Source organism: Noviherbaspirillum malthae, from assembly GCF_015352985.1.
Taxonomy (GTDB): Bacteria; Pseudomonadota; Gammaproteobacteria; order Burkholderiales; family Burkholderiaceae_D; genus Noviherbaspirillum; species Noviherbaspirillum malthae.
In genome coordinates this window covers 302843-329125 of the sequence record NZ_JACYXF010000002.1, presented here as the reverse complement: position 1 = coordinate 329125, position 26283 = coordinate 302843, and the positions used below count along the sequence as shown (strand labels likewise).

Genomic DNA, 26283 nt, shown 5'->3' with positions numbered 1-26283 from the left:
CATGGTATTGCATCCGCTCGATCGCAAGCTCCTGCGCGATTTGTGGCGCATGCGCGGCCAGGCGCTTGCCGTTGCGCTGATGGCGGCGTGTGGAATTGCGGCCTTCGTGACCATGCGCAGCGGCTATGAGGCTCTGATTGCCTCGCAGCGGATTTACTATGAGCAAAACCGGTTCGCCGATGTGTTTGTCAGTCTCAAGCGAGCGCCGGCGACTGTGCTGCAGCGCATCGCCACCATTCCGGGGGTCAATGAAGTGCATGGACGGGTGGTCATGGATGCTTCGCTCGATGTACCCGGACTGGACGAGCCGGCGAGCGGGCGACTGGTGACGCTGCCTGAGGCAGCCGGCACAGGACTCAACCGGGTGTACCTGCGCCAGGGGCGCCTGCCGCACTATCTCGCGCGTAATGAAGTGCTGGTCAGCGAAGCCTTTGCCGCTGCCAATCATCTCCGTCCAGGAGACACTCTGGGTGCCGTCATCAACGGACGCAAGGAACGCCTGCGTATCACCGGCATTGCGATTTCACCGGAGTACCTCAACGAGATTAAGGGGAGCAGCTTTCCCGATAATCGCCGCTTCGGCGTGATGTGGATGGACCATGATGCGCTGGCGGGCGCGGTCAACATGCGAGACGGCTTCAACGATGTCGCGATATCGCTTGCGCCGGGTGCCAGCGAGCAGCAGGTCATCGATCGCCTGGATTTTCTCCTCAAGCCTTACGGCGCGTTCGGCGCATACGGCCGCAAGGATCAGGTGTCGCACAGTTTTCTATCCAACGAACTGGCGCAGAGCCGCGTCAGCAGCACGGTCATTCCGGCGATCTTTCTCGCTATCGTGGCCTTTCTTACCAATAACATCTTGCTGCGGCTAACCATGCTGCAGCGCTCCCAAATCGCACTTCTCAAAAGCTTCGGATATGCAGACGCAGTCGTGGCAAGCCATTACATCAAGTTTGCGCTGATCATCGTTGTATCCGGCAGCCTGGCAGGCATCGCGCTCGGCACCTGGATGGGGCAGGGTCTGGCCGCCCTGTATGCGCGCTTCTATCATTTTCCGCACCTCGCATTTTCGCTGTCGGCCTTCACCATCAGCGTTGCGCTGCTAAGCGGAGCGGCTGCGGCGCTGGTTGGCGCTTGGCTCGCGGTGCGTCGGATCCTGAGGCTTCGGCCGGCGGAGGCCATGCGTCCCGAAGCGCCGGCGCGGTTCAGGCCGGGCCCGCTGGAGCGGCTCGGCTTTCAGCGCTACATGAGCGTTCCCTTGCGCATGGTGCTGCGCAATCTCGAACGCAAGCCGCTCAAGGCCGCATTGTCGGTCCTCGGGCTGGCGATGGCGGCATCGCTGCTGGTGACGGGGCAATACACATTCGACGCGCTCAATGAAATCATTCGCATACAGTTCCGGACGGCGCAGCGGGATGATCTCATGCTGAGCTTCAACGAGGCACGCGATATTTCGGTTGTCCACGAGCTCGCCGCGTTGCCGGGCGTGACGCGGGTCGAACCGTTTCGGGCCGCATCGGTACGATTGCGCCATTCCCATCATGCAAAGAAGACCATTATCTTCGGCCTGAGCGCACAACAGGAACTGCGCCGCATCCTTGACGAACGGGAGCGTCCGATCGCACTGCCGCCGGAGGGCATCGTGCTGACCGCAAAGCTGGCAGACATACTTGGTGTCGCCGTCGGCGACCGGCTCCTGGTGGAGTTCATGGACGGGCAGCGGCGCCAGACTCATGTGCCGATCGTGCAGATTGTCGACGAACCGATTGGCATCTTTGCCTACATGGACATTGCGGCGCTGGCGCGGCTGGCGGTTGAGCCGCTCACGATGAACGGCGCCTATCTGGCCGCGGATTCCGCCAGACATCAAGCCTTGTACAAGACATTAAAAGACATTCCTGCCGTGTCGAGTGTCACGCTGCGTGAAGCCACCTTGCGCAGTTTCCTCGACACCATTGCGGAAAATATGCGTATCAATACCCTGGTCCTTGTCAGCTTTGCGTGCGTAATCGCCTTCGGCGTGGTGTACAACGCGGCGCGGATCGCGTTGTCCGAGCACGCGCTGGAACTGGCCAGCCTGCGGATTCTGGGGTTCACGCAAGCCGAAGTCGGCCGCATGCTGTTGAGCGAGCAGGCGCTGCTGGTGGCCGCAGCGGTGCCGCTTGGCTGCCTGCTCGGCTACGAACTTGCGGCACTGCTTTCGATTTTGTTGAGTCAGGAACTGTTCCGCATCCCGCTCGTGGTAAGCACGCGTACCTTTATTCTTTCCGCTGGCGTGGTCGTCCTTTCCGCAATTGCCTCGGGTGCGCTGGTCTGGCACAAGGTACAACGGCTCGATCTGATTGAAGTCTTGAAAGCACGCGAGTAATCATGGATGCAAAAGCGAATGCGTCGATTGTGAGCACGGCGGCGAGAGCGGCTCGAACCGTCCGTGCCGGTCGTCTGGGCATGACGGTGGCGGCCGTCGCGGCCGTCGTCCTGTTGCTGTGGCTGGCGCTCGCGCCTGACCCGATGGAAGTGGAAACGGCAGTGGTGACGCGGGGTCCACTGAGAGTGACGGTGGACAACCAGGGCTTTGTGCGTGCGCACGACAAGTATGTGATTGCAGCGCCGGTCGCCGCCGAAGTGGAACGCATTGAGCTGCATGAGGGCGATCCGGTGGCGAAGGGCCAGGTGCTGGCCACGCTGCGGCCCTTGCCGCTGGACGCCCGCCAGCGCGACGAGGCGACGGCCAGGCTCGACGCCGCGCGCGCCCTCGAAGACGAGGCGGCCCGCAGGTCGCGCCGTGCCGAAGCGGAATATCGTTTTGCTGCCAGCGAGACGGGACGCATACGGGACTTGGTGCGCAGTCGTTTCATGTCGGAACAGGCTGCCGAGCGGGCGCTGGCGTCGGAACAGGCGGCGCAAGAGGAATGGGCGGCGGCGCGGGCTCGCGAACAGGCAGCTGCCGCAGACGTCCGTGCAGCCCGGGCCGCTCTGACGGCAGTCCGGCCGGCGCCGGCCTCCGAGACCAGGATACGGCTCGTCGCACCGGTAGCCGGAAACGCGATCAAGGTGCATGAACAGAGCGAGCGCATTGTTGCCGCCGGTACGCCGCTGATCGTCCTCAATGACCCCACGCGCTATGAGATCGTGGTCGACGTGCTGTCAACCGATGCAGTCCGGATCAGTCCAGGTGCCGTGATGCTGCTTGAGAACTGGGGGGGCGCCAAGGTACTTCAGGCAAAAGTGCGATTGGTGGAGCCCGTAGCCTTTACAAAGATTTCCGCGCTGGGTGTCGAGGAGCAGCGGGTGAATGTCATCGCCGATCCCGTCGACGATCTAGGCAACCTGGGTGACGGCTACCGGATCGAGGCGCGCGTTGTGATCTGGTCGGCCGAGGATGTGATCAAGGTACCGGGCAGCAGTCTGTTTCGTTCAGGCGAAAACTGGCACGTGTTCGTGATCGAGGAAGGGCGCCTGCAGGAACGCAGTGTCAAGGTCGGTGAGCGCAACCAGGATGAAGCGCAGGTGGTCGCCGGCATGATGCCGGGGATGACGCTGGTGCGGTTCCCGTCCAATGAAATGAAACATGGCATGAGGGTGCGGCCGCGCTCCGAGCGAACCAGGACGGCCGGCGACGGTGAGGTGCGTTGACAAGGAGTCGTCATGGACAAGAAAAAGCGGGCTGAGAGTGCGCCGAATGCATTCCGGCTGCCGTTCTGGTATTGGCTCCTGATTCCGGCCGCGATCTGGCTGGCGCAGATCGTCGCGGACGCCAGCCGGACCAACCTGCTGGCCTACAGCGAGTTCAAGCAGCTCCTGCACGCCGGCCGCATCACGGATGCCCGGCTCGCACAGGACACGATCACTGGCATGCTCAAGCCGGACCAGCTTGAGGCCGTGCTTGGCGGAGAAGCGGCGAAACGCCTCAAATGTCCGCCGCAGGGGCAATGCCATTTCCAGACCGTCCGGGTCGCTGATCCGTCGCTGGTACAGGAACTTGAGGCCTCCAATGTGCATTTCCTTGGGGAACTGAAAACCGACTGGGTCGGCTATCTGCTGACCTGGGTTATCCCGTTGCTGTTGCTGTACCTGATGTTCAAGGGTGCCGGTGGCCGCAGCGGCATTTCACCGGGAAGCCTGTTCGGCATCGGAAAGAGTACGGCACGCGTGTACGCGCAGAGCACGACAGGGGTCAGCTTCGAAGATATCGCCGGCATCGACGAGGCGAAGGGGGAGCTGATGGAAATCGTTGAATTTCTCAAGAATCCCGACCGCTATCGTCGCCTGGGCGGAAAGATACCCAAGGGCGTGCTGATCGTCGGGGCCCCGGGTACCGGCAAGACCTTGCTTGCCAAGGCGGTGGCCGGCGAAGCCGGCGTGCCGTTCTTTTCCATCAGCGGCTCCGAATTCGTCGAAATGTTCGTCGGCGTCGGCGCGGCGCGAGTGCGCGATCTGTTTGCCCAGGCAGCGGAAAAGGCGCCCGCCATCATTTTCATCGACGAGCTTGACGCCCTCGGGCGCGCGAGAGGCGTGGGTGGAGCCCTCAGCGGATACAACGAACAGGAGCAGACGTTGAACCAGCTCCTGGTGGAAATGGATGGTTTTGACACCAACAATGGGGTGATCATCCTTGCCGCGACCAATCGGCCCGAGATTCTCGACCCTGCCTTGCTGCGCCCGGGCAGGTTCGACCGCCACATTGCACTGGACCGGCCGGATCTCAAGGGACGGCAACAGATCCTGGTGGTGCATACAAAGAAAGTGAAACTGGCCACCGGCGTCGATCTGGAAGAAATTGCAGCGCGCACAGCCGGCTTTGCCGGCGCCGAACTTGCCAACCTCGTCAACGAGGCGGCGCTCCTTGCGGCGCGGCAAGGCAAGGCCTCCGTAGAGCAGGGCGACTTTGACGAGGCGATTGACCGTCTTGTCGCCGGCCTGGAGAGAAAGACTCGCGTCATGAGTCCTGTCGAAAAGAGAACCGTTGCCTATCACGAGGCCGGCCACGCGCTGATCGCCGAATCGCGCGGCCATGCCGACCGCGTCGCCAAGGTTTCCATCATCCCGCGCGGGATCGGCGCGCTCGGTTATACCCAGCAACAACCTACCGAAGACCGCTATCTGATGACGAAGAGCGAGCTGCTGGATCGGCTGGATGTGTTCCTAGGCGGGCGCGTGGCGGAGGAAATCGCCATCGGCGACCTGTCGACCGGTGCGCAGAACGACCTGCAGCTTGCCACCGATACCGCCCGCCATATGGTGACGCAATACGGGATGAGCGACTCCCTCGGACTGGCGACCTTCGAAGCACCATCGGCGGCTTCCAGTACCTATCCCGGTATGCCGGGAGAGGGCAAGCCATACAGTGAACTGACGTCGCAAACCATCGATGCGGAAATCATCCGCCTGCTTGAGGCTGCCCATGCGCGCGTCAGGGAGACGCTGACCGCCAGGCGCTCCCTGCTTGATACGCTGGCGCAAGCGCTGATGGAAAGGGAAACGCTCGATCGACAGGCGCTCAACCTCCTGCTGAAGGGAAGGGGTGACACGATCCGGCGCGTGCAGTAGACCGTCGCATTCGGAAACAGGGACACTCCGATGAATGCTGAATCGCAACACGGGAAACTGGACAAGAACTTGCCGGACGCGCCGCATGCGGCGGCGTCGCAAGCGTTCACCTGGCCCAGGCTGCTCAAAGCGCACGCGGTACGGACGACCGAGATGCCAGGGATGCGGGAGCCGCTCAAACCAGCCGGTGTCGGGGCCGATGCACTCATCCGCGAGTATTGGACCTGCCCACTCGAGCAGGTCATGCATGCACTCGATTGCAGTGTTGGGGGCTTGACAACCGTGGAGGCCAAGCAACGTGCGGCACGTTGCGGCGTCAACGACATCGGCACCTCTTCCAGTCCGCACATGGCGCGGCTTATCCTGGAGCACTTCAGCAACCCGCTGCTGTTGATCCTGGTATTCGCGGCATTGATTTCGATTGCATTGCGAGAATGGGTCGATGCGCTGGTCGTCATTCTTATCGTGTTGGCAAGCGCTACGGTCAGCGTCTATCAGGAACACCGGGCGTCGAATGCGGTCGCCGACCTGCGGCGACGGATTGTCATGCACTCGACCGCCATCCGCGACGGAAAACAGCAAGCCTTACCCAGCACGGAGCTCGTGCCCGGCGACATCGTCTGTCTGTCGGCCGGCAATCAGGTGCCGGCCGACAGCATCGTGATCGAGAGCCGCGATTTCTTTGTCAACCAGTCGCTGTTATCCGGCGAGACATTTCCGGTGGAAAAGCGACCCGGTGTTGATTCGCAACACGCGGTAGCATCGGCGGCAGACCACACGAACTGCGTCTTCATGGGAACCTCCGTGAGCAGCGGCACTGCCACCGCGCTGATCGTACGGACCGGCCTTTCGACCGAATTCGGACATATCGCCCTGAAGCTGGCACGGCAGCAGCCGGAAACCGAATTTGAAAAGGGATTGCGCAGCTTCGGGGTGCTGCTGTTGCGAGTGATGACGCTCATGGTGCTGGCGGTACTGGTGATCAATGTGCTGTTCCATCGTGCCACCGTCGACACCCTGCTGTTCGCCATTGCACTTGCAGTCGGTCTGTCACCGGAACTGCTGCCAGCCATCCTGACCGTGACGTTGGCACAAGGCAGCCAGAAGATGGCGCACCTCGGCGTAATCGTGAAGCGGCTCAACGCGATCGAAAACCTGGGCAGCATGACGGTACTCTGCACCGACAAGACCGGCACCCTGACACAAGGCGTGGTAAGGCTGGATGCGGCCGTAGACGTGGAGGGGCAAGCCAGCGCCGACGTATTCCGCGATGCCTATCTCAACGCCAGCCTGCAGACGGGACTTGCGAACGCGCTCGACCAGGCGATTATCGCGGCGCAGGAGGCGCAGTCCGTGGATGTCGCCCACTACCTGAAACGCGACGAGATTCCGTATGATTTCCGGCGCAAGCGCTTGAGCATCGTGGTTGATCGGGTGAATGCCCCGCCTTTGATGATTACCAAAGGCGCGCTGCAGAATGTGCTCGACATTTGCGACCGCATTCAGTTTGCCGATCGCACCGTGGCGCTCGATGCGGCCGAGCGCATGCGCATCGACCAGCGCTTCGCCGCGTGGAGCGCGCAGGGGTTCCGGGTGCTTGGCGTCGCGCATCGGGAAGTCGAGCCGCGCGAGCGCTACGCCCGGGAGGAGGAGGCCGGGCTGTGCTTTTGCGGATTCCTGCTGTTCTTCGATCCGCCTGAGCCGGATGTCTCCAGGACACTGCATGGGCTTGACCGTCTGGGGGTCAAGCTTAAAATCATCACTGGCGACAACCATGCAGTGGCGCAGCATGTCGCCGAAGCGGTCGGCATCAAGGTGACGCATCCGCTGACAGGCGCCGACCTGGCGGCCATGACCGAGGAGTCGTTATGGCACCTCGCGGCGAAATGCAATCTGTTTTCCGAAGTCGATCCGCATCAGAAGGAACGCGTCGTGCGGGCGCTGCAGAAGAGCGGGCAGGTGGTCGGATTCCTCGGCGACGGCATCAACGATGCGCCGGCATTGCAGGCAGCCGATGTGGGCATTTCGGTCGACCGCGCAGTGGACGTGGCCAGGGAAGCGGCCGATCTGGTCCTGCTTCGGCACGATCTGAACCTGATCCGCTTGGGGATTGACGAAGGGCGGCATACCTTCGCCAATACACTCAAGTATGTCTTCATCACCACCAGCGCCAATTTCGGCAACATGATCAGCATGGCCGCGGCAGCACTGGTATTGCCGTTCCTGCCGCTGCTGGCCAAGCAGGTCTTGTTGAATAACTTTCTTTCCGACATTCCCGCCCTCGGTATTGCAGGCGACAATGTGGACCGTGAATGGGACCGCACGCCGCACCGGTGGAACGTCGCCATGATCCGCAGCTTCATGATTTCGTTCGGTCTGATCAGCACGCTGTTCGACCTGGTCACATTCGGGGTGCTTCTCTATCTGGTCGGAGAGTCGCCGGCGCTGTTCCGTACCGGTTGGTTCGTCGAATCACTGCTGACGGAGTTGTTCATCCTTCTCGTAATCCGCACCTACAAGCCATTCTACCGAGCGCGTCCGGGACGCTTCCTGAGACTGGCCATCTGGCTGGTCGCCGCACTGACGATCGCCTTGCCTTACCTGCCGTTCGCCCGGGTATTCGGACTTGTCCCCCTGCCGTTGTCCCTGCTGGGCAGCATCCTGATGATCACGCTGGTGTACCTGCTGGTGTCGGAAGCGACAAAGCGACGCTTCTACCGGCGGTTCGGTTTCGGTGTCCGATGAATACACAGGAGATTCCTGACGCTGATCACCGTATGCGATTAGGCTCGCTGCTGGCCGGATCGCTGATTTTCGTCACGACGCTGATAGTCGCGTCGGTTTTTGTTTGTAGAACAAATTGGGGCACCGTGACTCCTAGGAGTATTGCCAAAAGGTGAACTTTTTCCAGGAGGTTTTATGCGTGTGGTCCATTCCGTATCGGTTCTACTTTGTACTCTGGCTCTTTCCGCACCGGCCGTTGCGCAACATGCCAGCCACGACGGCTTGCAGGGTCAAAGCCAGACAAGCAAAGGCATGCAGGGCATGCAGCACGGTTCGATGAAGAGCTCGCCCAATGCGGCCAAGGCAGAGTATGACCATCAGTTCATCGACACGATGAAGGTGCATCACCAGAGCGCCATCGAGATGGCCCGACTGGTCGACGAGCGGTCAGAACGTGATGAACTCAAGCAAATGGCGAAGAAGGTCATTGACGACCAACAGAAGGAGATTAAGCAACTGGAGGACTGGAAACAGCAATGGTATTCCGGGAAGGGCGATGCAATCAACATGAGAATGCCGGGTATGGCCGAGTCGATGAAAAATATGTCGATGGACAAGCTCTTCGCAGCAAAAGGCAAGGCGTTTGACGCCATGTTCATTGACATGATGAGCCGTCATCATCGTGGCGCCGTCAAGATGGCTCGGGATGCGATCGGCAAGTTGAAGCATGCCGAAGTGAAGACCTTGGCTCAGAACGTCATTGATACCCAGAAGAAAGAAATTGAACAGATGGCGACTTGGAAGAAGGAATGGAAGCTGGCCTCGAAGTAGCGAGACAACCTGCAAAATCACCTTGACCTTTCAATCACTGGAAGGTCTACATTGCTATCACCTACCTCAACGGAGATATCAAATGTTTGAACTGCAAGTGAATGGCATGACCTGCGGTGGCTGCGCTCGCCGGGTGACTGCCGCCGTACAGTCCGTGGACAAGGCGGCCGATGTCCAAATAGACCTGCCGGCCAAACTCATTCGCGTATCGTCCCAAGCCGACGCGCAGGATATTGCAGCGGCGGTGACGGCAGCCGGTTATCCTGCCAAGGTCGATTCCGACGGTTAGAGACCGTTTTTGCTCATCCCGACAGATTTGACTTAGGTCATTTAAATTGGCTCCTCAGCCATCTAGCATGGCATTGAGGAATTAACGCCGATTTGAAGGACTTCAATCAAGAGGAGCGGGTCATGCGCAAATTCACGTCAATGGGTGTTCCAGCTGTCCTCGCCGCAGCTCTTAGCCTCTCGGTCTATTCCCAGACTGCGGAGCATGACCACAACCACCCGGAAGGGGCGCCTGCGCAGCAGTCTGCGCCCGCAAACTCGGCGCCCATGGGGGCTGAAGGCGCGGCCAAAGGCGGCATGATGGATATGAAGTCGATGTGCGACATGCATAAACAGATGATGGGGGCGAAAAGCGACGACGAGCGACAGGCGATGATGGACAAGCGAATGAAGGGGATGTCTCCTGAGATGCGAGACAAGCAAATGCACATGATAAATGAACAGTGCAAATGACCCTGACTTAACGCTTCCCGTAGGAGGATGCCATGGACCAAGTACATGAACATCATGAAGTGGAAAAGACGCACAGCCGCGGCAAATGGGCGCTGTTTGGCTTCCTGGCCGTCGCCGCGTTTTTCCTTTGGACCGAGCACCGCGCGCACGTCCTGGGAGCACTGCCCTATTTGCTCCTGCTGGCTTGCCCGTTGATGCACCTGTTTCATCACGGGCACGGGCACCACCACGGTCGCCACGGGCAATCGTCCGGTAGCGAACGCCGCGCTATAGAAACGGGAGAGCAGCGATGAACACTACGTCTTCTGCTTATGGCCTTTGGTCGCTCGTCATCCTGAATTCGCTGGTCTTCATCATCTTCGCCTTCAGCTTCACGAATCCCAAGACCTCGCGCGACTGGCGTTCATTTGGAGCCTTCTCAGCGTTCATCGTCGCGCTCTTCACGGAGATGTACGGCTTCCCGCTGACGATTTACCTGTTGCTGCCCTGGTTGTCGCAGCACTTTCCCGGCATCGATTTCTTGTCTCACGATGCCGGGCACCTGCTGGAAATGATGTTCGGCTGGAAGGTCAATCCACACTTTGGCCCGTTCCACCTGCTGAGTAATCTCTTCATCTTCGGCGGTTTCATTCTGTTGTCTTCCGCCTGGCGCGTGCTCTACCGCGCGCAGACCCGGCACGAGCTTGCCACGGACGGCGTGTATGCGCGCATTCGGCATCCGCAGTATGTGGCGTTTGTGCTCATCATGTTTGGCTTCCTGCTGCAGTGGCCAACGCTGGTGACTGTTGTGATGTTTCCGATTCTCGTTACGGTCTACGCCAGCCTGGCGAAGCGAGAGGATCAGGACATGATGGCCGAATTCGGACAGGCCTATGTCCAGTACAGGCAGAGAACGCCAGCGTTCATCCCGGCTTTGAGCGGAAAGCGCGGCAGCCCTCGAACCCAATAAGAAGTCGTGAAGGATGTGCGATGGAGAACCGAACACACGAGCATCACAGCCACCAAAACCACGCTCATGACCATGCTGGCCATATGCATGCAGGTCACGAGCACCATCAGGGGCACAGTCATGCTCACGTGGACCATGGCACCACCGTAACTGAAAAGCCGTTCACCGACCCGGTTTGCGGCATGCAGGTGGCGGCCAATCCAGAGAAAACGGTTGTTTACCAGGGGGCATCCCATCACTTCTGCAGCACGAAGTGCATGGACAAGTTCAAGGCCGACTCCGAAGCTTACCTGGAACCCAGGCCATCCGCGCCAATCTCCATGCCGACACTGGAAGCAGCACCGGAAGGAACGATTTACACCTGCCCGATGCATCCGGAGATTCGCCAGACACAACCTGGCAACTGCCCGATTTGCGGGATGTCGCTTGAACCGGTAATGCCGTCGCTTGAGGAAGAGGAGAATCCGGAGCTGGTCGACTTCCGCCGGCGTTTCTGGCGGACGCTACCGCTGACGGTCGTCGTAACCGTTCTGGCGATGTTGGGGCACAGGATTTTCCCCAACGGCTTGCCAGGCCAAAACTGGATCGAGTTCATGCTCGCCACGCCCGTCGTGCTATACGCCGGCTGGCCATTCTTCGTACGGTGGGTGCAGTCTCTGGCCAATCGTAGTCCGAACATGTGGACGTTGATTGGTACCGGCACCGGGGCGGCGTACGCCTACAGCGTTGTGGCAACCGTTGCACCCGAGCTGTTTCCGCCGACATTCCAGATGCACGGCCGCGTGGGGGTGTACTACGAAGCCGCCGCCGTCATCATTTCGTTGACGCTGCTGGGGCAGATTCTCGAGCTACGTGCCCGTTCACAGACCTCGGCCGCAATCAAGTCCCTGCTGGGCCTTGCCCCAAAGACGGCCCGCCGCATCAATCAGGACGGTACCGAAGAAGACGTGCCGCTGACCCACGTCCATATCGGTGACATGCTCCGCGTTCGCCCCGGCGAGAAGGTGCCGGTCGATGGCGAGGTCTTGGAGGGCGAGAGCGCTGTTGACGAGTCCATGCTGACTGGCGAACCGATACCCGTGACTAAGCGCGCGGGAGACAAGCTGATTGGTGCGACTATCAACACGACTAGCGGCAGCCTGGTCATGCGCTCAGAGAAAGTCGGCGCGCAAACCATGCTCTCCCAGATTGTGCAGATGGTAGCCAATGCCCAGCGCTCCCGTGCGCCGATGCAGCGCCTGGCCGACATGGTCGCTGGCTACTTTGTGGTCGTGGTAGTCTCTATTGCTGTCCTGACGCTACTTGGCTGGGGTTTCTTCGGACCGGAGCCAAGTTGGGTTTACGGGTTCGTCAACGCTGTTGCTGTCCTCATCATCGCGTGTCCTTGTGCGCTGGGCTTGGCGACGCCAATGTCCATCATGGCCGCAACCGGCCGGGCGGCTACTCAAGGGATACTTTTCCGGGACGCAGCGGCCATTGAGGGCATGCGCAAGATAGACACACTCATCATCGATAAGACCGGCACGCTGACTGAGGGCAAGCCAGCCTTTGACCGGGTTGTGGCGGCGCCAGGCTTTTCTGATTCGGATGTGCTACAGGTTGCCGCAAGCATTGACCAAGGAAGCGAACATCCGCTCGCCCATGCCATCGTTGACGAAGCCCGCAGGCGCGGAATCTTCTTGGACAAACCGGAGAGTTTCGAGTCTTCGAGTGGTATCGGAGTGAGGGGTGTGGTCCAAGGACGGCGTATCGCCCTTGGTAATACGGCATTGATGGAGCAGGAGAAGGTCGATTGGCGGGCTCTCGGCAGACAGGCTGAAGAGCTGCGCAGCGAAGGGGCAAGCGTAATGTACTTGGCTGCGGATGGCCGACTGGTTGGGTTGCTAGCCGTATCCGACCCTATCAAGAGCACCACCCCGGAAGCGCTGGACATGCTAAGGAAAGACGGCATCGCTAACATTATCATGGCAACAGGTGACGGTGTTACCACAGCAAAAGCTGTAGCGAAGCGGTTAGGTATCACAGAAATTTATGGCGAGGTTAAGCCACAAGACAAGCAAGAATTGGTTAAAAAGTACCAGGCTCAGGGCAGCAAGGTTCTGTTTGGAGGTGACGGCGTCAACGATTCTGTGGCCCTGGCCAGCGCGGACATTGGTGCCGCGATGGGCACCGGAACGGACGTCGCCATCAATTCGGCTCATGTCACCTTGGTGAAGGGCGACTTACGAGCGATAGCTCGAGCACGGTTGCTCTCGGTAGAAACCGTGCGCAACATGCGCCAGAACCTTGGGTTTGCCTTCATTTACAACGCGCTGGGTATTCCCTTGGCCGCCGGCCTGCTTTACCCGTTCACCGGCCAACTGCTCTCGCCGATGATTGCGGCGCTGGCGATGAGCCTTAGTTCTGTGTCGGTCATTACCAATGCACTTCGCCTGCGGGGAACATCGAAATAATGGTACGGTAAGGGGTAGCTGTGAAGCGCGCGGAAGGAATCGTAAGGCCATTTAAATACCGTAAGGCCTATTCGGCATCGGCGCTTACGTTTGGCGGCATCATTCTCGTTGGTCTTGGCTTGTACTTCCTGTTTATCCGGCCGCCTTTGCTTCCGGAAGACCCGCGGTACATGAGGTCTTCACTCGCTCACATACAGGCGGAGCTTCCAGGCCTCCTTTCTTGGCTGTCCCGCGTTTTCGCAGTGATGGGCGGCTTTATGCTTTCCACCGGCATTCTGACCTGCTACGTCGCGCAGACCAGCTTTCGGCAGCGGATGCGCGGCTCCCCGACGGTCGCCGCCTTGTCAGGCCTATCTTCCATTGGTCTGATGGCGGTCGTCAATTTCATCATCAACTCCGACTTCAAGTGGTTGCTGCTGGCGTTCAGTATTCCATGGCTGATTTCTCTTGGGCTGTACTATCGGGAGGGACAGTGGACAAAAAACAAGACAGGCTAAAGCAGCTTGATCTGTTAAGCGGCTTAGGCGCAGGAGTGCTCGGCGCCGGGATTGCATTGTTGTTTGCAGACTGCCTGGAGAGCTATGCGGTACCGATACTCCTGGTAGGTCTTATCGCGCACGGTTGGGCCATGTTTGCCAAGGGCCGCTTGGATCGCCAGGCACAAATGGAGCGACCCATGTGGACTGTTGCTGCAGAATGGGCGTGCTGGCTTCTACTGGCAGTACTGGCTGTCTATCTGGTCGCGGGAGTCTTCTAGCTTGTAAATCCGACTCAGCGCAAGCATTGGCGCCTTGAAGGGTCGTTGACTGAAGTCGGTCATGCAGGGGGTGGATTTTGCGCTTCTTCTCCCGGTGCATCGTCATCGAATCAGAGCCAATTTTGAATCGTGCCGGTGCTGCGGTGCCATTTGCGCAAATAGCGGAATCCTGCCCCTGGTTCTGGGTGCATAGAAAAAACTTTCCTTTTTAACAGACAGGCAGTCTGCTTCTTTTTAATCCGGCACAAAAACCAGCGTAAGCCATGGATTTTGAAGCAGCCGTTGCTACCTGTAATGACATCCAACGACGGATCGGCAATGGAGTCGCGGGAATCGCCGATCCGGCATTTTTTGACCTCGATCAATGAGCCGGGATGGTGTGAAGGCACATGATTGACTTGTGTTTTCTTCAGGGTCTCCGGTAAGCGTCATGTCTCGTGGCCATGCTCGCATTCACGGCGACGAAGCTTCGATGCGAGCGCGGGCACCCTGCTGCTACGTGAAAAGCGGGCCCGTATCCTTCTGGGGAAGGGCATGCATCAATAGAGTCCGGCGATTTCTCCAATCATGTGCTGCTGCCGCGCCGCAACCGGACAACAAGCAGGAGTCTACGACCATGGACAAGTCAACTGAACAGTTTGTACTGGATATCATTGAGCATGGCAGGGACCTCACTCTCGCCACTGTCAGGCCGGACGGCTACCCTCAGGCCACCACGGTCAGCTATGCCAGCGACGGAATGAGAATCTATGTCGGCATCGGCAAGGAAAGCCAGAAGGCAAGAAACATCCGCGCCAATAGTAAAGTGTCGCTCACCATCAATGAAGACTACAAGAGCTGGAATGACATCAAGGGCGTGTCAATCGGCGGCACCGCCAGAGTGCTCGAGGCCGCCGAAGATGTCCGGCACGCTGCAGAATGCATGATCAAGCGCTATCCGCAGCTGCTCGAATGGACGAAATCGAACCAGCGGGATGACGTGGTATTTCTGGAAATCCAGCCGCAAGTGGTATCCGTGCTCGACTATAGGAAAGGGTTCGGCCACACTGACCTGGTGCATGTGTGATGAAAGGGAAGACACAAAAACCAAGCCAGGACAATGAGCAGCTGCTTCGATCGATCTTCGAGCAGGTCACCGACGGCATCTTCGTGACCGATCCAAATGGTCGCTATACGATGGTTAACCGCCGCCTTTGCGAGATGCTCGGGTATAGCCGCGACGAGTTGCTGACCAAGCATATCGGCAGCCTGACCGCTGCGAAAGATCACCCGCTGCTGGATGACATCAGGATTCGCCTTGCGCAGGATCCCTTGCGCGTATATCAGTTGGAATGGGAATTGTTGCACAAGAATGGCGGAATCGTGCCCGTTGAACTGGGTGTCCGAATCACTGAGGACGGGCGCTGGCTGGTCGTGGCGCGCGACATTGCCCAACGCAGGCAAGTGGAGCAAGCATTGAAGCAGAGTGCGGAGGAAATCGGCGATCTCTATGATGACGCTCCATGCGGCTATCACACAATCGACCGTAACGGCGTCTACCTGCGCGTCAACCGCACCGAGCAGAACTGGCTTGGATACACGCAGGAAGAATTGGTCCGGCATAAACGATTTGTGGACCTGCTTGCGCCGGCATCCGTCGATGCATATGAAAAATATGCGGCGCAGCTATTGAAGCGCGGAGATCGCGGCAACCCGGAACTTGAGCTGGAATTGGCGCGCCGCGACGGCAGTCTCTTGCCGGCGCTATTGCGTGCGACCGCCGTCAGCGATGACAACGGCGACGTTGCCGAGATCCGCGCCGTTCTGCTCGACATGAGCGACATGGCCGAGGCTCGCGCTTATCGGAGGCTGGCCGCAACCGTCTTTGAACATACCAATGATGCCATCATTGTTACCGACGCCGAGCGCAAAATTATCGCGGTCAATCCCGCATTCAGCCGCATCACCGGCTACGGCCCCGAGGAGGCAGTCGGGCGTACACCTTCGCTGATCAAGTCTGGAAGGCACCAGCAAGAATTTTATGCGCAGCTCTGGGACGCGTTGGCAACCCGGGGTACCTGGCAAGGCGAAATATGGGACTGCCGCAAGTCGGGCGAACTGTTTCCGGCGTGGGAAAGTATCACCGCGATCAAGGACTGCGACGGGCGAGTTTCCAACTACATTTCGATTTTTTCCGATATCACGGTCATCAAGGAAGCGGAGCAGAAGCTGACCCAGCTGGCCTATCAGGACACGCTGACCGGCCTGGCCAACCGGTTGCTGTTCAATGACCGCCTTGCGCATGTACTGGCCCACGCACGGCGCCACAAAAAGCGGGTCGCGCTGCTCTTGCTGGACCTGGACAGATTCAAGCTGATCAACGACTCGCTTGGCCATGCAGCAGGTGATCAGTTGCTGCAGATCGTTGCGACTCGGCTCAAGAAATCGGTCCGCGAAGAGGATACCGTCGCCCGTATGGGTGGAGACGAGTTCGCCATCATCTTTACCGCACTGGAAGCGGCGGAAGACGTTGCTGTCGTGGCCCAGAAGATCACTGCGGCGATTACCCAGCCGGTCCGCCTTGGAAAACATGATTTCCGTATTTCGATCAGTATCGGCATCAGCGTGTTTCCCGATGATGCGGTCGGCAACGACGAACTGTACAAGACAGCCGATACGGCCTTGTACGGTGCCAAAGCCCGGGGCAGAAACACGTACGCATTCTATACTCCGGAAATGACAAGGGCCGCCGATGAAACACTGCTTATCAGCCGGAACCTGCGGCAAGCGTTGGAGCTGAATCAGCTGGAGCTGGCCTATCAGCCGCAAGTCAATTTATTCAATGGCAAGGTGGTGGCGATGGAAGCGCTGCTGCGCTGGAATTCGCCTGAACACGGATTGCAGTTGCCGGCAAGCTTTGTCCACGTCGCAGAAGAGACCGATTTGATCGACGCCTTGGGCGACTGGGTAATCGACAAGGCTCTCGGCAACCTGGAGCGCTGGCGCCGTGTCGGCGCCGCACCCGTGAAAGTGGCGGTCAATATTTCGGAAAGGCAGCTGAGAAAGCTCGGATTCGTTGACGACCTCCGCCGGAAATTGACGGCTTGTCATTTGTACGATGGTTTCGGACTGGAGATCGAGATAAACGAGCGGGTTCTGCAGCTCGAACCCGACGCAGTTGAAGCCCTCAGGATACTCAAGCCGCTTGGCGTGTCGGTCAGCATCGACGATTTCGGAACCGGGTATTCCTGCCTGAACTCGCTCAAGCACTTGCCAGTCGAGTCCTTGAAAATCGACCGTTCCTTCGTCGGAGGAATTCCTGGTGACGACGATGACAAGGCGATTGCTGCGTCCATTATCGCCATGGCCCATCAGATGGGCATCCGGGTTGTCGCCGAAGGGGTCGAGTCTCAGGAACAACTGGCCTTCGTTCTGGAACATCGTTGCGACCGGGCGCAAGGATTTCTCTTCTCAGCCCCGGTGCCCGAAGCGCAGAGCGATGCTCTGTTAAGTACGAGGTTCACCAAGGCGCTTTCGGTGTTGCGTGTGCCCATCAGCGTAGGGAGGTAGGCAAAGGATCATGGACAGATTGCAAGTACCCAGTTCGGAACAATCCAGGCTGATCGGTGCGGTGGCTCGCCTTCTCAGCGCCGAAGGGCATGCGGTCGAGCAGTTCGAGACCCACTTGTCATGGATTCTGGTGGCAGGCGGGCTTGCTTACAAGTTCAAGAAAGCCGTGCATCTCGACTTCGTCGACTATTCGACGCTTGAGGCGCGCCGCTTCTATTGCAGCGAAGAATTGAGGCTCAATCGCCGCTTCTCCCCGCACCTGTATATCGACGTGGTGGCTATCTCCATGGAGCACGGAGAGGCCTGTATTGGGGGAACAGGCCCTGCACTTGACTATGCACTGCGCATGCGTGCCTTCAATCAGGGCGACTTGTGGAGCCGGCGGGTCAGGGCGGCGCGGCTTGGTGTCGATGAGATCGATCAGCTCGCCGGGCTGCTCGCCGACATCCATTCCGCCGCAGCGCCGGCGCCGGAGGCAAGCGACTGGGGCTCGATGGAGGCCGTCGCGGCGACGGCGGATGAAACGCTTCGCGGTTTAGCCCGGCTGTGCGGCCAATTGCGCGATCGTGCCTTGCTGACACCGGCACAACTGCATCAGGCGGAAGAATCCGTCTCCATTGTCGCGGAATGGGACGAGGCACGACGTTGCACCGTCGGAGCCATGGTGGAGAAACGCAAGGCGTCAGGCCGGGTCAGGGAGTGTCATGGTGACTTGCATCTTCGCAATATTTTGACGACCAGACAAGGCGTGCAACTCTTCGACTGCGTCGAGTTTGCACCGTCTCTGCGCTGGATCGATGTCATGAACGACATGGCCTTCGTCATTATGGATCTCTGCTTCAACGGCCAGGAGGCGCTGGCGGCACGGCTGTTGAATGGCTATCTGGAGAAGACCGGCGACTACGCGGGCCTTGCCGTGCTGCCTTACTATCTGGTCCACCGCGCCCTGATTCGCGGCGAAGTGGCACTGCTGCGAGCCATTGAGCAGGCCGACGAAGGGCTGCAGTTCGACGAGACGCTGGCGGAGGGATTGGCTTACCTTGCGCTAGCCAACAGGCTCACCCGAGCACATAGAGGAGCTGCGGTCATGATCATGCATGGCTATCCAGGCAGCGGCAAGTCATGGTTTGCACGCAATGCCGTGGCAGTGCTCGGAGCAGTCCAGTTGCGTTCCGATGTCGAGCGCAAGCGTCTGCTTGGCCTGAAGTCGACGGAACGCGGCCGGCCAACCCTTTATACGCCAGCCGTGACGGAAATGACCTATCGTCGCCTCGTGGACCTGGCCGACATGATTGTCGCGGCCGGATGGCCGGTGATCGTCGATGCGGCGTTTCTGCAGGGCTGGCAGCGCAAGCTGTTCACAGAACTTGCGGTGAAATCCGGCGTGCCCTTTTTTATACTGGACATGACAGCATCGCCCGTGACACTGCGCAGGCGCCTTGAAGCACGCGCACGTCAAGACATGGACGCTTCGGATGCCGACACGCAAGTCCTGGAGAGCCAAATGGCCAATGCCGAACCACTGACGGAACAAGAAGCGGCGCACCGGATCCTGATTGACATGGATTGCGACATGGGCACTGACGCTGTCGCTGACTTTTGCGAACCGGTCCGGCAGGCGGTGTCAGGGATGACACGGACGCCGCGCGAACGCAGCAGTGCCCATGCATGCAGGCAGTTTCAAAATTAGCTAGATGGCATGCGGCAAGCCGAGATTGCGGTTTGCCGGCACGGCGATGTCCAGCATCTTTGGGGGCGGAAGGTGAAGCTCCTGCATCAGAACCAGGAATTCCTCCAGCGTGCGTCCCGCGAGCCGGCTGTTGTGCCGTTTCTCCCAGCCTATCGACGATACCGAGCGCAATTGGTAATCATGGGCGGGCCATACCAGCGTATCGTCAGCCAGACTGAACAGCTTTTGATGGATGCTCTCGTACAGCTCCCGCGCGCTGCCGCTCTGGAAGTCCGTCCGGCCGCAGCCGTCGATCAGCAGGCAGTCCCCGGTGAACACATTGCGATGCCAGACAAAGGACATGCTGCCGGCCGTATGGCCGGGCGTATGCAGGATGTGGATTTCTTCGCCGCGTCCGAAGCGAAGCACGTCGCCGTCCTGCAGCTGCATGTCGGCGGGCATGATGCCACATCCACTCGGTGCTGCAGCCTTGGCGCCGGTGGCTTCGCGCAGCCGGCCCGCCGAGGTGATATGGTCGGCATGGGCATGCGTTTCCAGCACATAAACCAGGCGCAGGTTCAACCGCGCAAGCTGTTGCAAATCGCGGTCGAACTGCCTGTCGACAGGATCGATCAGGACTGCCTCGGCGCTTTTCGGTTCGCGCAGGAGGTAGGTGTAGGTCGACGATTCCGGGTCAAACAACTGGATCGGCAATGGATTCATGGCGGCTTCCGGTCAGGTTGACGGGCGGCTGGCTTGGCCGGACTTGCGCAGCGCCCGCGCCCCACGCCGCTCCAACAGTTCATAGACGGCCATTCCGGCAAGCATGGCGACAATAAACGTGGCGGCCTTGCTTCCGCCCGTCAGGAGCGAGGCGATGGCCGGACCAGGGCAATAACCGGCCAGCCCCCAGCCAATGCCGAACACGAGGCTGCCAAGGATCAGCCGTCGGTCGATTCGCGTGGCGGCGGGCAGACTGACCGGTTCGCCGAGCCATGAAGTCTTGTGCCGGCCGGCGCGACGAAACGCAAGGAATCCAACGACAACTGCCCCCGCCATGACAAAGGCCAGCGACGGGTCCCACTGTCCGGCCAGGTCCAGGAAACCAAGTACTTTGGCTGGGTTGGTCATTCCTGACAGTACCAGGCCGATGCCAAAGATCAAGCCAGCTATCCCGGCAGAGAAAAGGCGCATGCTGAATCTCCTTGATTGTCAGGACAACAGATGGCGGGCGACCAGTACCGTGGAGAATCCGGCAAGCATGAACGCAATGGTGGCGGCCAGCGATCGTGGAGACAGGCGCGACAATCCGCATACGCCGTGGCCGCTGGTACAGCCGGAACCATAACGGGTGCCGATTCCTACCAGGAGGCCGGCGCTAATGAGTAGGGGTATGTCCGCTTCCACTTGAACGGCAGGCAAGGGGTAGAGCATCCGGTAGATGGCCGGCGCAAGTACAAGCCCAAGCAGAAAGCTGATCCGCCAGGCTATGTCGCCACCAGCCGGGCGAAACAATCCGCCCAGAATGCCGCTGATACCGGCAATTCGGCCGTTAAGCAGAAACAGCAATGCGGCTGCCAGCCCGATCAACACACCGCCGGCAAGCGATGTCCATGGCGTGAAATGCAGCCAGTCAATTTCCATGGTGGCTTCCTTGTTGAAAGCGTTTAGGTATGGGAAAAGACACGAGACAGTAGATTGGAACTTAATGTGCGATCAGCACGGGAAGGTTCGCATTTTGCAGTACCGTGCGCGTTACTCCGCCAAGAATCATTTCACGATACCGGTGATGCCCGTAGCAGCCCATGACCAGCATCTCCGCATGCAGATCCAGCGCCAGTTCCAGGAGCGCGTTGCCAATGTCTCGCTTGACTTCCCGTTGATGAACTTCCACCCGAATGCCATGTCGGGCCAGGTACAACGCGATATCCGCACCCGCCTCCGGGCCAAAGCGTTCACGCCTGTCGTCCTCCTTGAAGACCGCGACGTGCACCGCTTTTGCGCGGGACAGAATAGGGAGTGCGTGCTGGAGCGCCACCCGAGCTTCGCGGCTGGCGTCCCACGCTACCAGTGAAATGTCGCCAAGCTTGAAAATCGAAGCCTGGGACGGCATGACCAACACCGGCACGCCGGACTGGACGGCAATGATGGCCGCAGCATTTTCACTGATGTCGTCCGACAGCAGTGCCTCACCAGCAGGCTGCGACAGGATGACCAGGTCGGCATAGCGTGCGTGAAGTGACATCGCGCTGACCAGATCATCCCTGACCAGCCGCCGTTCGAACGAATCGAGCTCCAGCCGCCTGGCCTGCTGCTCCAGCTTGTCGAGCGCAACTATGCTTTGCTGCTCAAGCGTATCAAGATAGGAGTCGACATCTGTCGTCGGCATGCCGATCTGCAGTTGGCGCAGCCAGCGCGGATGCAAGGTCGTTCCCAGCCCGACCAGATGGGCTTGCTCATCCTTGGCCAGCGCGATGGCAGCCCTGTAACGCTCGGTCGCCGATGGTTCGCCGTCGGCGCGCACAATGATGGTCTTGTAACCCATACTGGTCTCCTTGGACCCGGGCCATGAGAATACGCCGGGTCAAACCTTCAACCGACTTTCCTGTTTGCGTTCTCCCGCGATGGCCTGCGCCAGCATCTGCATGTCTTCGGCGATGGCCTGCAGCACATCATCGAAGGTAACGATACCGACCAGCATGCCATCCAGCGTGGTGAGCGGAACGCGCCGCACGCCATGGGATTTCATCAATTGCAATACCGACAAGATGGAATCTTCCGGATGCGCGGTGACCGGCTCCGGCGTCATCACATCGGCCACGCGCAGCGTTTGAGGATCGAAGTCGCGCGCGACACCGACGATGGCAATGTCGCGGTCAGTCAGTATGCCGGTGACAATGGGACCCAGTTCCGCATGCCGGATGACGACGACGCTGCCGACATGCTTGCTGCGCATGAGGTTCGCCGCTTCCTTCAAACTCAGGTCTTCGCCGATGCAGACGACATTGCGGCGGGAAAGATCTCCTATGGTCATTTTCGACTGCATGGCGGGCTCCTGGCGTGAACGGTGATGCTGCTTGGCCGCAGTCTGTGCCTGTATTGTCGGGTGCGCTTGACTTGAGTCAAAATCAGGTTGGGCGACGCCTGCTCAGATGGTGGCAGCACTTCAGACAGGGTCATACATGTGGGAGCATGGGAATCTGTCCATCATGGTGGTTCCGTCTGCCAAAGGCACAATTCAACATGCGCAGTTACCTGCATTACCACCTTAAGAGATTAAAACGCGGCTTGCTTGCCCGCATGGCGCTGTGGTCGCATCGTGCCGGTGCCATGCTCGGAATGGAGCAGACGTTGCCGAAGCTGGAATTCCGGCTCCGGCCAGGGCAGCGCGACGTCATCGTGTTCTTTCCCGGCATCGGCGATATCGCGGAGGATTTCGACCGCCGCGGGTTCATTCGCGAGATGGAAAGACAAGGCATCACCGCCGATGCCATGGCAGTGGATGCACATTACGGTTATTACGCTGCTCGCACCATTCACCATCGCATCACCGATGATGTCATCGCATCCGCTCGCCGGACCGGTTACCGACGCATCTGGCTGGCCGGCATTTCCCTCGGCGGGTTCGGAGTCGCCAGCTATGCGGCGCTGCATTCGTCCAGGCTGGCGGGCATCATTCTGCTGGCACCTTATCTCGGCCCTCCTGCGCTCATTGCCGAGATAGCGGCGGCAGGCAGCCTGGCGGCCTGGGAGCCCGGCCAGATCGAGGCCCCAGATCATCAACGTCAATTGTGGGCATGGTTCAGGCAGCGTCTGACTCAGGAAAAGGGGACGAGGCTTCCCATCTACCTCGGCTACGGGCGGCAGGACATGTTCGCGGCCGCGAATCGGCTACTTGCCGATGCCTTGCCTGCCGAGCGTGTTTTCCTGCTCTCCGGCGGACATAACTGGCGCACATGGCGCAGGCTCTGGCGCACGATGTTGTCGCGGCTCAGGGAAAGCGATACCGGCGCACAGCGGCTGTTGTAGCCGTCGGGTTCACATCATTCGGCTTTGCCGCGGGACAGGGTCTTGCTCGGTTCCTGCTTGGGGAAACCGTAATACATGTTGTTCAGGTACGCGGCCACCGCCGTAACATCCTCGTCGCTCCAGTCCAGCCGAATCGTATTTTGCCAGCGCCGGACTTGGGTGTTAAGCGTCGCCCAATCCACGGCGAGGCGCTGGTCACGCCAATGCACCTGCGTGCTATGGCATCCAATGCAATGCGTGTCATATAGCAGTTCTCCGCGAGTGGGATCCGCGGCATATGCCGGGAGCACCAGCGTTCCAGTGACAGCGGCAAAGAGGCATGCGGTGGATTTCATGAACGGCTCCTGAATAAAAGGCGCGGTTTCGCCATACATACGATACGCGCAGGCCGTAACGTTCATGCCGCCATGGCCAATTTTGAGTGAAGTCAAATTTTTTAGAAAGCAGGTCGCTAGCATGGATTGACGGTGGCGAGGACGAATCACTGTCGCTGCCGTGCCTGCAATGAATGGAGCGAATGATGAAAAGCGATAAACAATTGCGTGACGATGTGATGGATGAACTGGAATGGGAACCCGCGGTCGATGCCGGCGACATCGGCGTGGAAGTCAAGGACGGGGTCGTGACGCTGTTCGGCCATCTGAGCAGCTTTGCCGAAAAGGTGGCTGCCGAACGCGCAGTGCAACGCGTGTCGGGAGTAAAGGGCCTTGCGGTTGAACTGGACGTGCGATTGCCCACGCAGGAAGCGCGCAGCGACACCGAGCTTGCCCACGCTGCCAAGTCCGTTCTTGAAATGGACACCTTCGTGCCGAAGGATGCAATCGATATCGTGGTCGAGGACGGTAGAGTCAAGCTGAGCGGGCTTGTGACTGCGGAGTTCCAGCGCCGTGCAGCAGAGCGCGATGTTCGCAACCTGCGAGGTGTCAAGGATGTCATCAACAACGTCACCGTCAGGCCAATCGTGCTGTCCCATGACGTCAAGTCAAGGATCGAGTCCGCATTGCAGCGGCGTGCGCATGCGGAAACGAAGGCCATCACCGTTTCCGTAGAGGGCGACGAGATCACGCTGACGGGAACAGTCCCGACCTGGCAGGAGCGCAATGCGATCGTACACGCGGCATGGAACGCGCCGGGTGTTGGCAGAGTGGTGAACCACATCGCCATCAGAACGTGACGTCTATTTGACGGCAGTTTGGCATAGCTGTAACAGGCGCCCGAATGGATTGTCATGACGGACGCCTCGTGAAATTCCGGGCCGTGCGCATTCATGAGCCGATATTGCGCAGCATGGAAGCAGGTTTCAATCTGACGATTCCGAATTATCAGTACGCAGGTGACGCCTTGCTGCCGACGTATCGATCGCCATAACGAGCCGGCGGTCCATGGTGTCGATATGGTAGGGGAACCAATCTGCCAGCAGCATGATCGCCCTGCGCCCGAGTTCAATATCGCCCTGCATCAGCGATGAAGCGGCATGGTGAAGCGCGTTCAGCACACGGGCATGCTGTTCCATGTGCGTCTGGAACGAAGGCAGATCCAGTTTCTCCATCATGGCTTCTTCCTGCCGAAAGTCGCGCTCGATCTTGGCGACGAGGTCAGGATACCTGTGAAGGAACTGTTCGTCCGGAAGCGCCTGCAGGGTAACGAAGGCGTCCATCAGTTCACGGTGCGAACGGTCCAGTGCGGCGATGCCCAGTCTGTAGGCCATCCCGCCCGATCTCGGTGTTTCCGTCGTCTCCATGTTATTCCATCCCATGTTAATGAAAACCTGGCATCAGGCGGGGTTTCAACCGTTGACTAGGCTGCCGTGTTTCCCGGATCCGAGTTGCGATAGCGATGCATGCCCCAGAGTGCCCAGCCGCCGACGCCGGCCACTACCGCAAGGAACATCACGAGCCACCCGAATACAGGAATGGCGCCAACAATGCCAAGCAGAAGCAACGCTGCCGCCAGGTAGAAAGCCTGCCTGCGCCGGTTGGGCAACGTGTCGTGCCGAATGGCGACGGCAATCCTTTGACCAATCACGAATGCCGTGGCCAGGTATCCAAGCAGCAGAAGGAAAGGGTAGAGCGCGAACAGGCTGAGGCCGAGCGGTATCCCGACCAGCGTCATGATCAGCAGCACGCCGACCGGCGGCAGGGTGAAGAGCAGGGCAAGGCCAAGCGCGACGCTGCGCAAGGGTCTGCGTGCAATACTGTCGCGTGCACCCGCCATGGCATTGGGAAAAATCAGGTAAAGCACGATGCCGCAGGCGAGCATGGTCAAGAGGAAAAAAGGATGGAACCAGGAAACGGGAGGCGCGCCATGTTTCTGATTCCAGGCGTCGGGAGTGCGCTCGCGCAGCACGCGGCCAGAAACCTTGGACAAGTCCTCTTCCGGGATCGGCTGCTCGCTCGCATAGAACAGATTGCCATCAATTCGGGCGTTGGGCCTGAAGCTGATCTGCCGTGCATAGATCTGGGTATCGCCGCTGATCTGGCCGCCGATGGTGATGCGGTTGGCATAAAGCTTGGCGCCGTGCGTCAGGCGCCCATCGAAGCTGACATCGCCACCGGCCACGAAACCGCTGCCGCCGACGGTGGTGGCCTCGTCGATCGTGACCTTGCCTCCTGCCGCCGCGAGGTCGCCGCCGATATCGCCGCGTACTTCCACATTGCCGCCGGCGACGCGCAGATCCTGTCCCACATTGGTTTGAATCAGCACCTTGCCGCCGGCCACGGCCGCATCGGCGCCGACAGCCCCCAGCGCCGTCACTCTGCCACCGGCGGCGAAGAGGTCGCCGATGACGCTGTCATTGACCACCAGTTCTGCCGATGCGTAATATCCGTTCCCCGCCTCGGTGCGGACGGAGCCGGCACGTTGCTTGCCTGCCCATGCCGACTGCACAACGACCATGATTGTGACGAGGAAGAGTGCGTGAAGCACCGGAAAGTGAGTTTTGCAAGTCATGCCCGGTCTCCCATAGACATTGCATTTGAACGCAGGCACGTGCAGACAACAACTGTGTTTGCCTGGCGTAGTGTCACTGCCT

At 59.6% G+C, this 26283-nt stretch carries 26 protein-coding genes; 17 read left to right on the top strand and 9 right to left on the bottom strand.

What is annotated here, in order from left to right:
* Position 1: 1 nt before the first annotated feature.
* From IGW03_RS05320 to IGW03_RS05265, 12 genes are all read left to right on the top strand, one after another.
* Positions 2-2368 carry an ABC transporter permease gene (locus IGW03_RS05320; RefSeq protein WP_228535131.1) on the top strand — a complete coding sequence of 789 codons (2367 nt, stop codon included), beginning with the start codon at positions 2-4 and terminating at the stop codon, positions 2366-2368.
* Between the two features lie 2 nt (positions 2369-2370).
* The gene (locus IGW03_RS05315; RefSeq protein ID WP_194721477.1) at positions 2371-3636 is read left to right on the top strand and encodes an efflux RND transporter periplasmic adaptor subunit; all 1266 of its coding nucleotides are present in this window, start codon (positions 2371-2373) and stop codon (positions 3634-3636) included.
* 12 nt (positions 3637-3648) lie between these two features.
* On the top strand, positions 3649-5550 hold the full coding sequence (gene ftsH / locus IGW03_RS05310; RefSeq protein WP_194721476.1) for an ATP-dependent zinc metalloprotease FtsH: 1902 nt from the start codon (positions 3649-3651) through the stop codon (positions 5548-5550).
* 30 nt (positions 5551-5580) lie between these two features.
* Entirely contained in the window at positions 5581-8295 is a 2715-nt protein-coding gene (mgtA, locus tag IGW03_RS05305; protein WP_194721475.1) for a magnesium-translocating P-type ATPase, read from the top strand.
* A gap of 174 nt (positions 8296-8469) precedes the next feature.
* Entirely contained in the window at positions 8470-9105 is a 636-nt protein-coding gene (locus IGW03_RS05300) for a DUF305 domain-containing protein (protein ID WP_194721474.1), read from the top strand.
* An 82-nt stretch (positions 9106-9187) separates the two neighbouring features.
* Positions 9188-9394 (top strand): heavy-metal-associated domain-containing protein, encoded by a 207-nt coding sequence (locus IGW03_RS05295; RefSeq protein WP_194721473.1) that lies wholly within the window; start codon positions 9188-9190, stop codon positions 9392-9394.
* 122 nt (positions 9395-9516) lie between these two features.
* On the top strand, positions 9517-9846 hold the full coding sequence (locus tag IGW03_RS05290) for a hypothetical protein (RefSeq protein WP_194721472.1): 330 nt from the start codon (positions 9517-9519) through the stop codon (positions 9844-9846).
* Between the two features lie 32 nt (positions 9847-9878).
* Positions 9879-10139 (top strand): DUF2933 domain-containing protein, encoded by a 261-nt coding sequence (locus IGW03_RS05285; protein ID WP_194721471.1) that lies wholly within the window; start codon positions 9879-9881, stop codon positions 10137-10139.
* Entirely contained in the window at positions 10136-10795 is a 660-nt protein-coding gene (locus IGW03_RS05280; RefSeq protein WP_194721470.1) for a methyltransferase family protein, read from the top strand. Before IGW03_RS05285 ends, IGW03_RS05280 begins: the two co-directional genes overlap by 4 nt.
* A gap of 20 nt (positions 10796-10815) precedes the next feature.
* The gene (locus tag IGW03_RS05275) at positions 10816-13248 is read left to right on the top strand and encodes a heavy metal translocating P-type ATPase (RefSeq protein WP_228535047.1); all 2433 of its coding nucleotides are present in this window, start codon (positions 10816-10818) and stop codon (positions 13246-13248) included.
* Between the two features lie 20 nt (positions 13249-13268).
* Positions 13269-13745 carry a hypothetical protein gene (locus IGW03_RS05270; protein ID WP_228535045.1) on the top strand — a complete coding sequence of 159 codons (477 nt, stop codon included), beginning with the start codon at positions 13269-13271 and terminating at the stop codon, positions 13743-13745.
* The gene (locus tag IGW03_RS05265) at positions 13721-14005 is read left to right on the top strand and encodes a hypothetical protein (protein ID WP_194721469.1); all 285 of its coding nucleotides are present in this window, start codon (positions 13721-13723) and stop codon (positions 14003-14005) included. Before IGW03_RS05270 ends, IGW03_RS05265 begins: the two co-directional genes overlap by 25 nt.
* Positions 14006-14115: 110 nt before the next feature.
* Here IGW03_RS05265 and IGW03_RS05260 read toward each other — a convergent pair whose 3' ends face one another.
* Positions 14116-14370 carry a hypothetical protein gene (locus IGW03_RS05260; RefSeq protein ID WP_194721468.1) on the bottom strand — a complete coding sequence of 85 codons (255 nt, stop codon included), beginning with the start codon at positions 14368-14370 and terminating at the stop codon, positions 14116-14118.
* 251 nt (positions 14371-14621) lie between these two features.
* On the opposite strand from IGW03_RS05260, the gene IGW03_RS05255 reads away from it, so the two are divergent.
* From IGW03_RS05255 to IGW03_RS05245, 3 genes are all read left to right on the top strand, one after another.
* Positions 14622-15071, top strand: coding sequence for a pyridoxamine 5'-phosphate oxidase family protein (locus IGW03_RS05255; RefSeq protein ID WP_194721467.1), 450 nt, complete (start codon positions 14622-14624; stop codon positions 15069-15071).
* Positions 15071-17554 carry a sensor domain-containing protein gene (locus tag IGW03_RS05250; protein WP_194721466.1) on the top strand — a complete coding sequence of 828 codons (2484 nt, stop codon included), beginning with the start codon at positions 15071-15073 and terminating at the stop codon, positions 17552-17554. The genes IGW03_RS05255 and IGW03_RS05250 overlap by 1 nt, the downstream gene beginning before the upstream one ends.
* 166 nt (positions 17555-17720) lie before the next feature.
* Positions 17721-19244 carry a bifunctional aminoglycoside phosphotransferase/ATP-binding protein gene (locus tag IGW03_RS05245; protein WP_194721465.1) on the top strand — a complete coding sequence of 508 codons (1524 nt, stop codon included), beginning with the start codon at positions 17721-17723 and terminating at the stop codon, positions 19242-19244.
* Here IGW03_RS05245 and IGW03_RS05240 read toward each other — a convergent pair whose 3' ends face one another.
* The 5 genes from IGW03_RS05240 to IGW03_RS05220 form a co-directional block, all read right to left on the bottom strand.
* Entirely contained in the window at positions 19245-19946 is a 702-nt protein-coding gene (locus tag IGW03_RS05240) for an MBL fold metallo-hydrolase (RefSeq protein WP_194721464.1), read from the bottom strand.
* A 12-nt stretch (positions 19947-19958) separates the two neighbouring features.
* Entirely contained in the window at positions 19959-20417 is a 459-nt protein-coding gene (locus tag IGW03_RS05235; RefSeq protein WP_194721463.1) for a YeeE/YedE family protein, read from the bottom strand.
* A gap of 18 nt (positions 20418-20435) precedes the next feature.
* On the bottom strand, positions 20436-20867 hold the full coding sequence (locus IGW03_RS05230) for a YeeE/YedE family protein (RefSeq protein WP_194721462.1): 432 nt from the start codon (positions 20865-20867) through the stop codon (positions 20436-20438).
* Between the two features lie 61 nt (positions 20868-20928).
* Positions 20929-21768, bottom strand: coding sequence for a universal stress protein (locus IGW03_RS05225; protein ID WP_194721461.1), 840 nt, complete (start codon positions 21766-21768; stop codon positions 20929-20931).
* Positions 21769-21807: 39 nt separating this feature from the next.
* Entirely contained in the window at positions 21808-22269 is a 462-nt protein-coding gene (locus tag IGW03_RS05220) for a CBS domain-containing protein (protein ID WP_194721460.1), read from the bottom strand.
* A 197-nt stretch (positions 22270-22466) separates the two neighbouring features.
* On the opposite strand from IGW03_RS05220, the gene IGW03_RS05215 reads away from it, so the two are divergent.
* The gene (locus IGW03_RS05215) at positions 22467-23252 is read left to right on the top strand and encodes an alpha/beta fold hydrolase (protein WP_194721459.1); all 786 of its coding nucleotides are present in this window, start codon (positions 22467-22469) and stop codon (positions 23250-23252) included.
* Between the two features lie 14 nt (positions 23253-23266).
* Here the strand turns inward: IGW03_RS05215 and IGW03_RS05210 are convergent, their stop codons facing one another.
* Positions 23267-23587, bottom strand: a complete 321-nt coding sequence (locus IGW03_RS05210; RefSeq protein WP_228535043.1) for a c-type cytochrome — start codon at positions 23585-23587, stop codon at positions 23267-23269.
* A gap of 182 nt (positions 23588-23769) precedes the next feature.
* Between IGW03_RS05210 and IGW03_RS05205 the strand changes: the two genes are divergently transcribed.
* Positions 23770-24426: a BON domain-containing protein gene (locus IGW03_RS05205; RefSeq protein WP_323744928.1), complete on the top strand. Its 657-nt coding sequence runs from the start codon at positions 23770-23772 to the stop codon at positions 24424-24426.
* 126 nt (positions 24427-24552) lie between these two features.
* Here the strand turns inward: IGW03_RS05205 and IGW03_RS05200 are convergent, their stop codons facing one another.
* Both IGW03_RS05200 and IGW03_RS05195 read right to left on the bottom strand, forming a co-directional pair.
* Complete coding sequence (locus tag IGW03_RS05200; protein ID WP_194721458.1) at positions 24553-24993, bottom strand: bacteriohemerythrin; 441 nt, start codon at positions 24991-24993, stop codon at positions 24553-24555.
* A 56-nt stretch (positions 24994-25049) separates the two neighbouring features.
* Positions 25050-26201 (bottom strand): bactofilin family protein, encoded by a 1152-nt coding sequence (locus tag IGW03_RS05195; RefSeq protein ID WP_194721457.1) that lies wholly within the window; start codon positions 26199-26201, stop codon positions 25050-25052.
* Between the last annotated feature and the right edge of the window lie 82 nt (positions 26202-26283).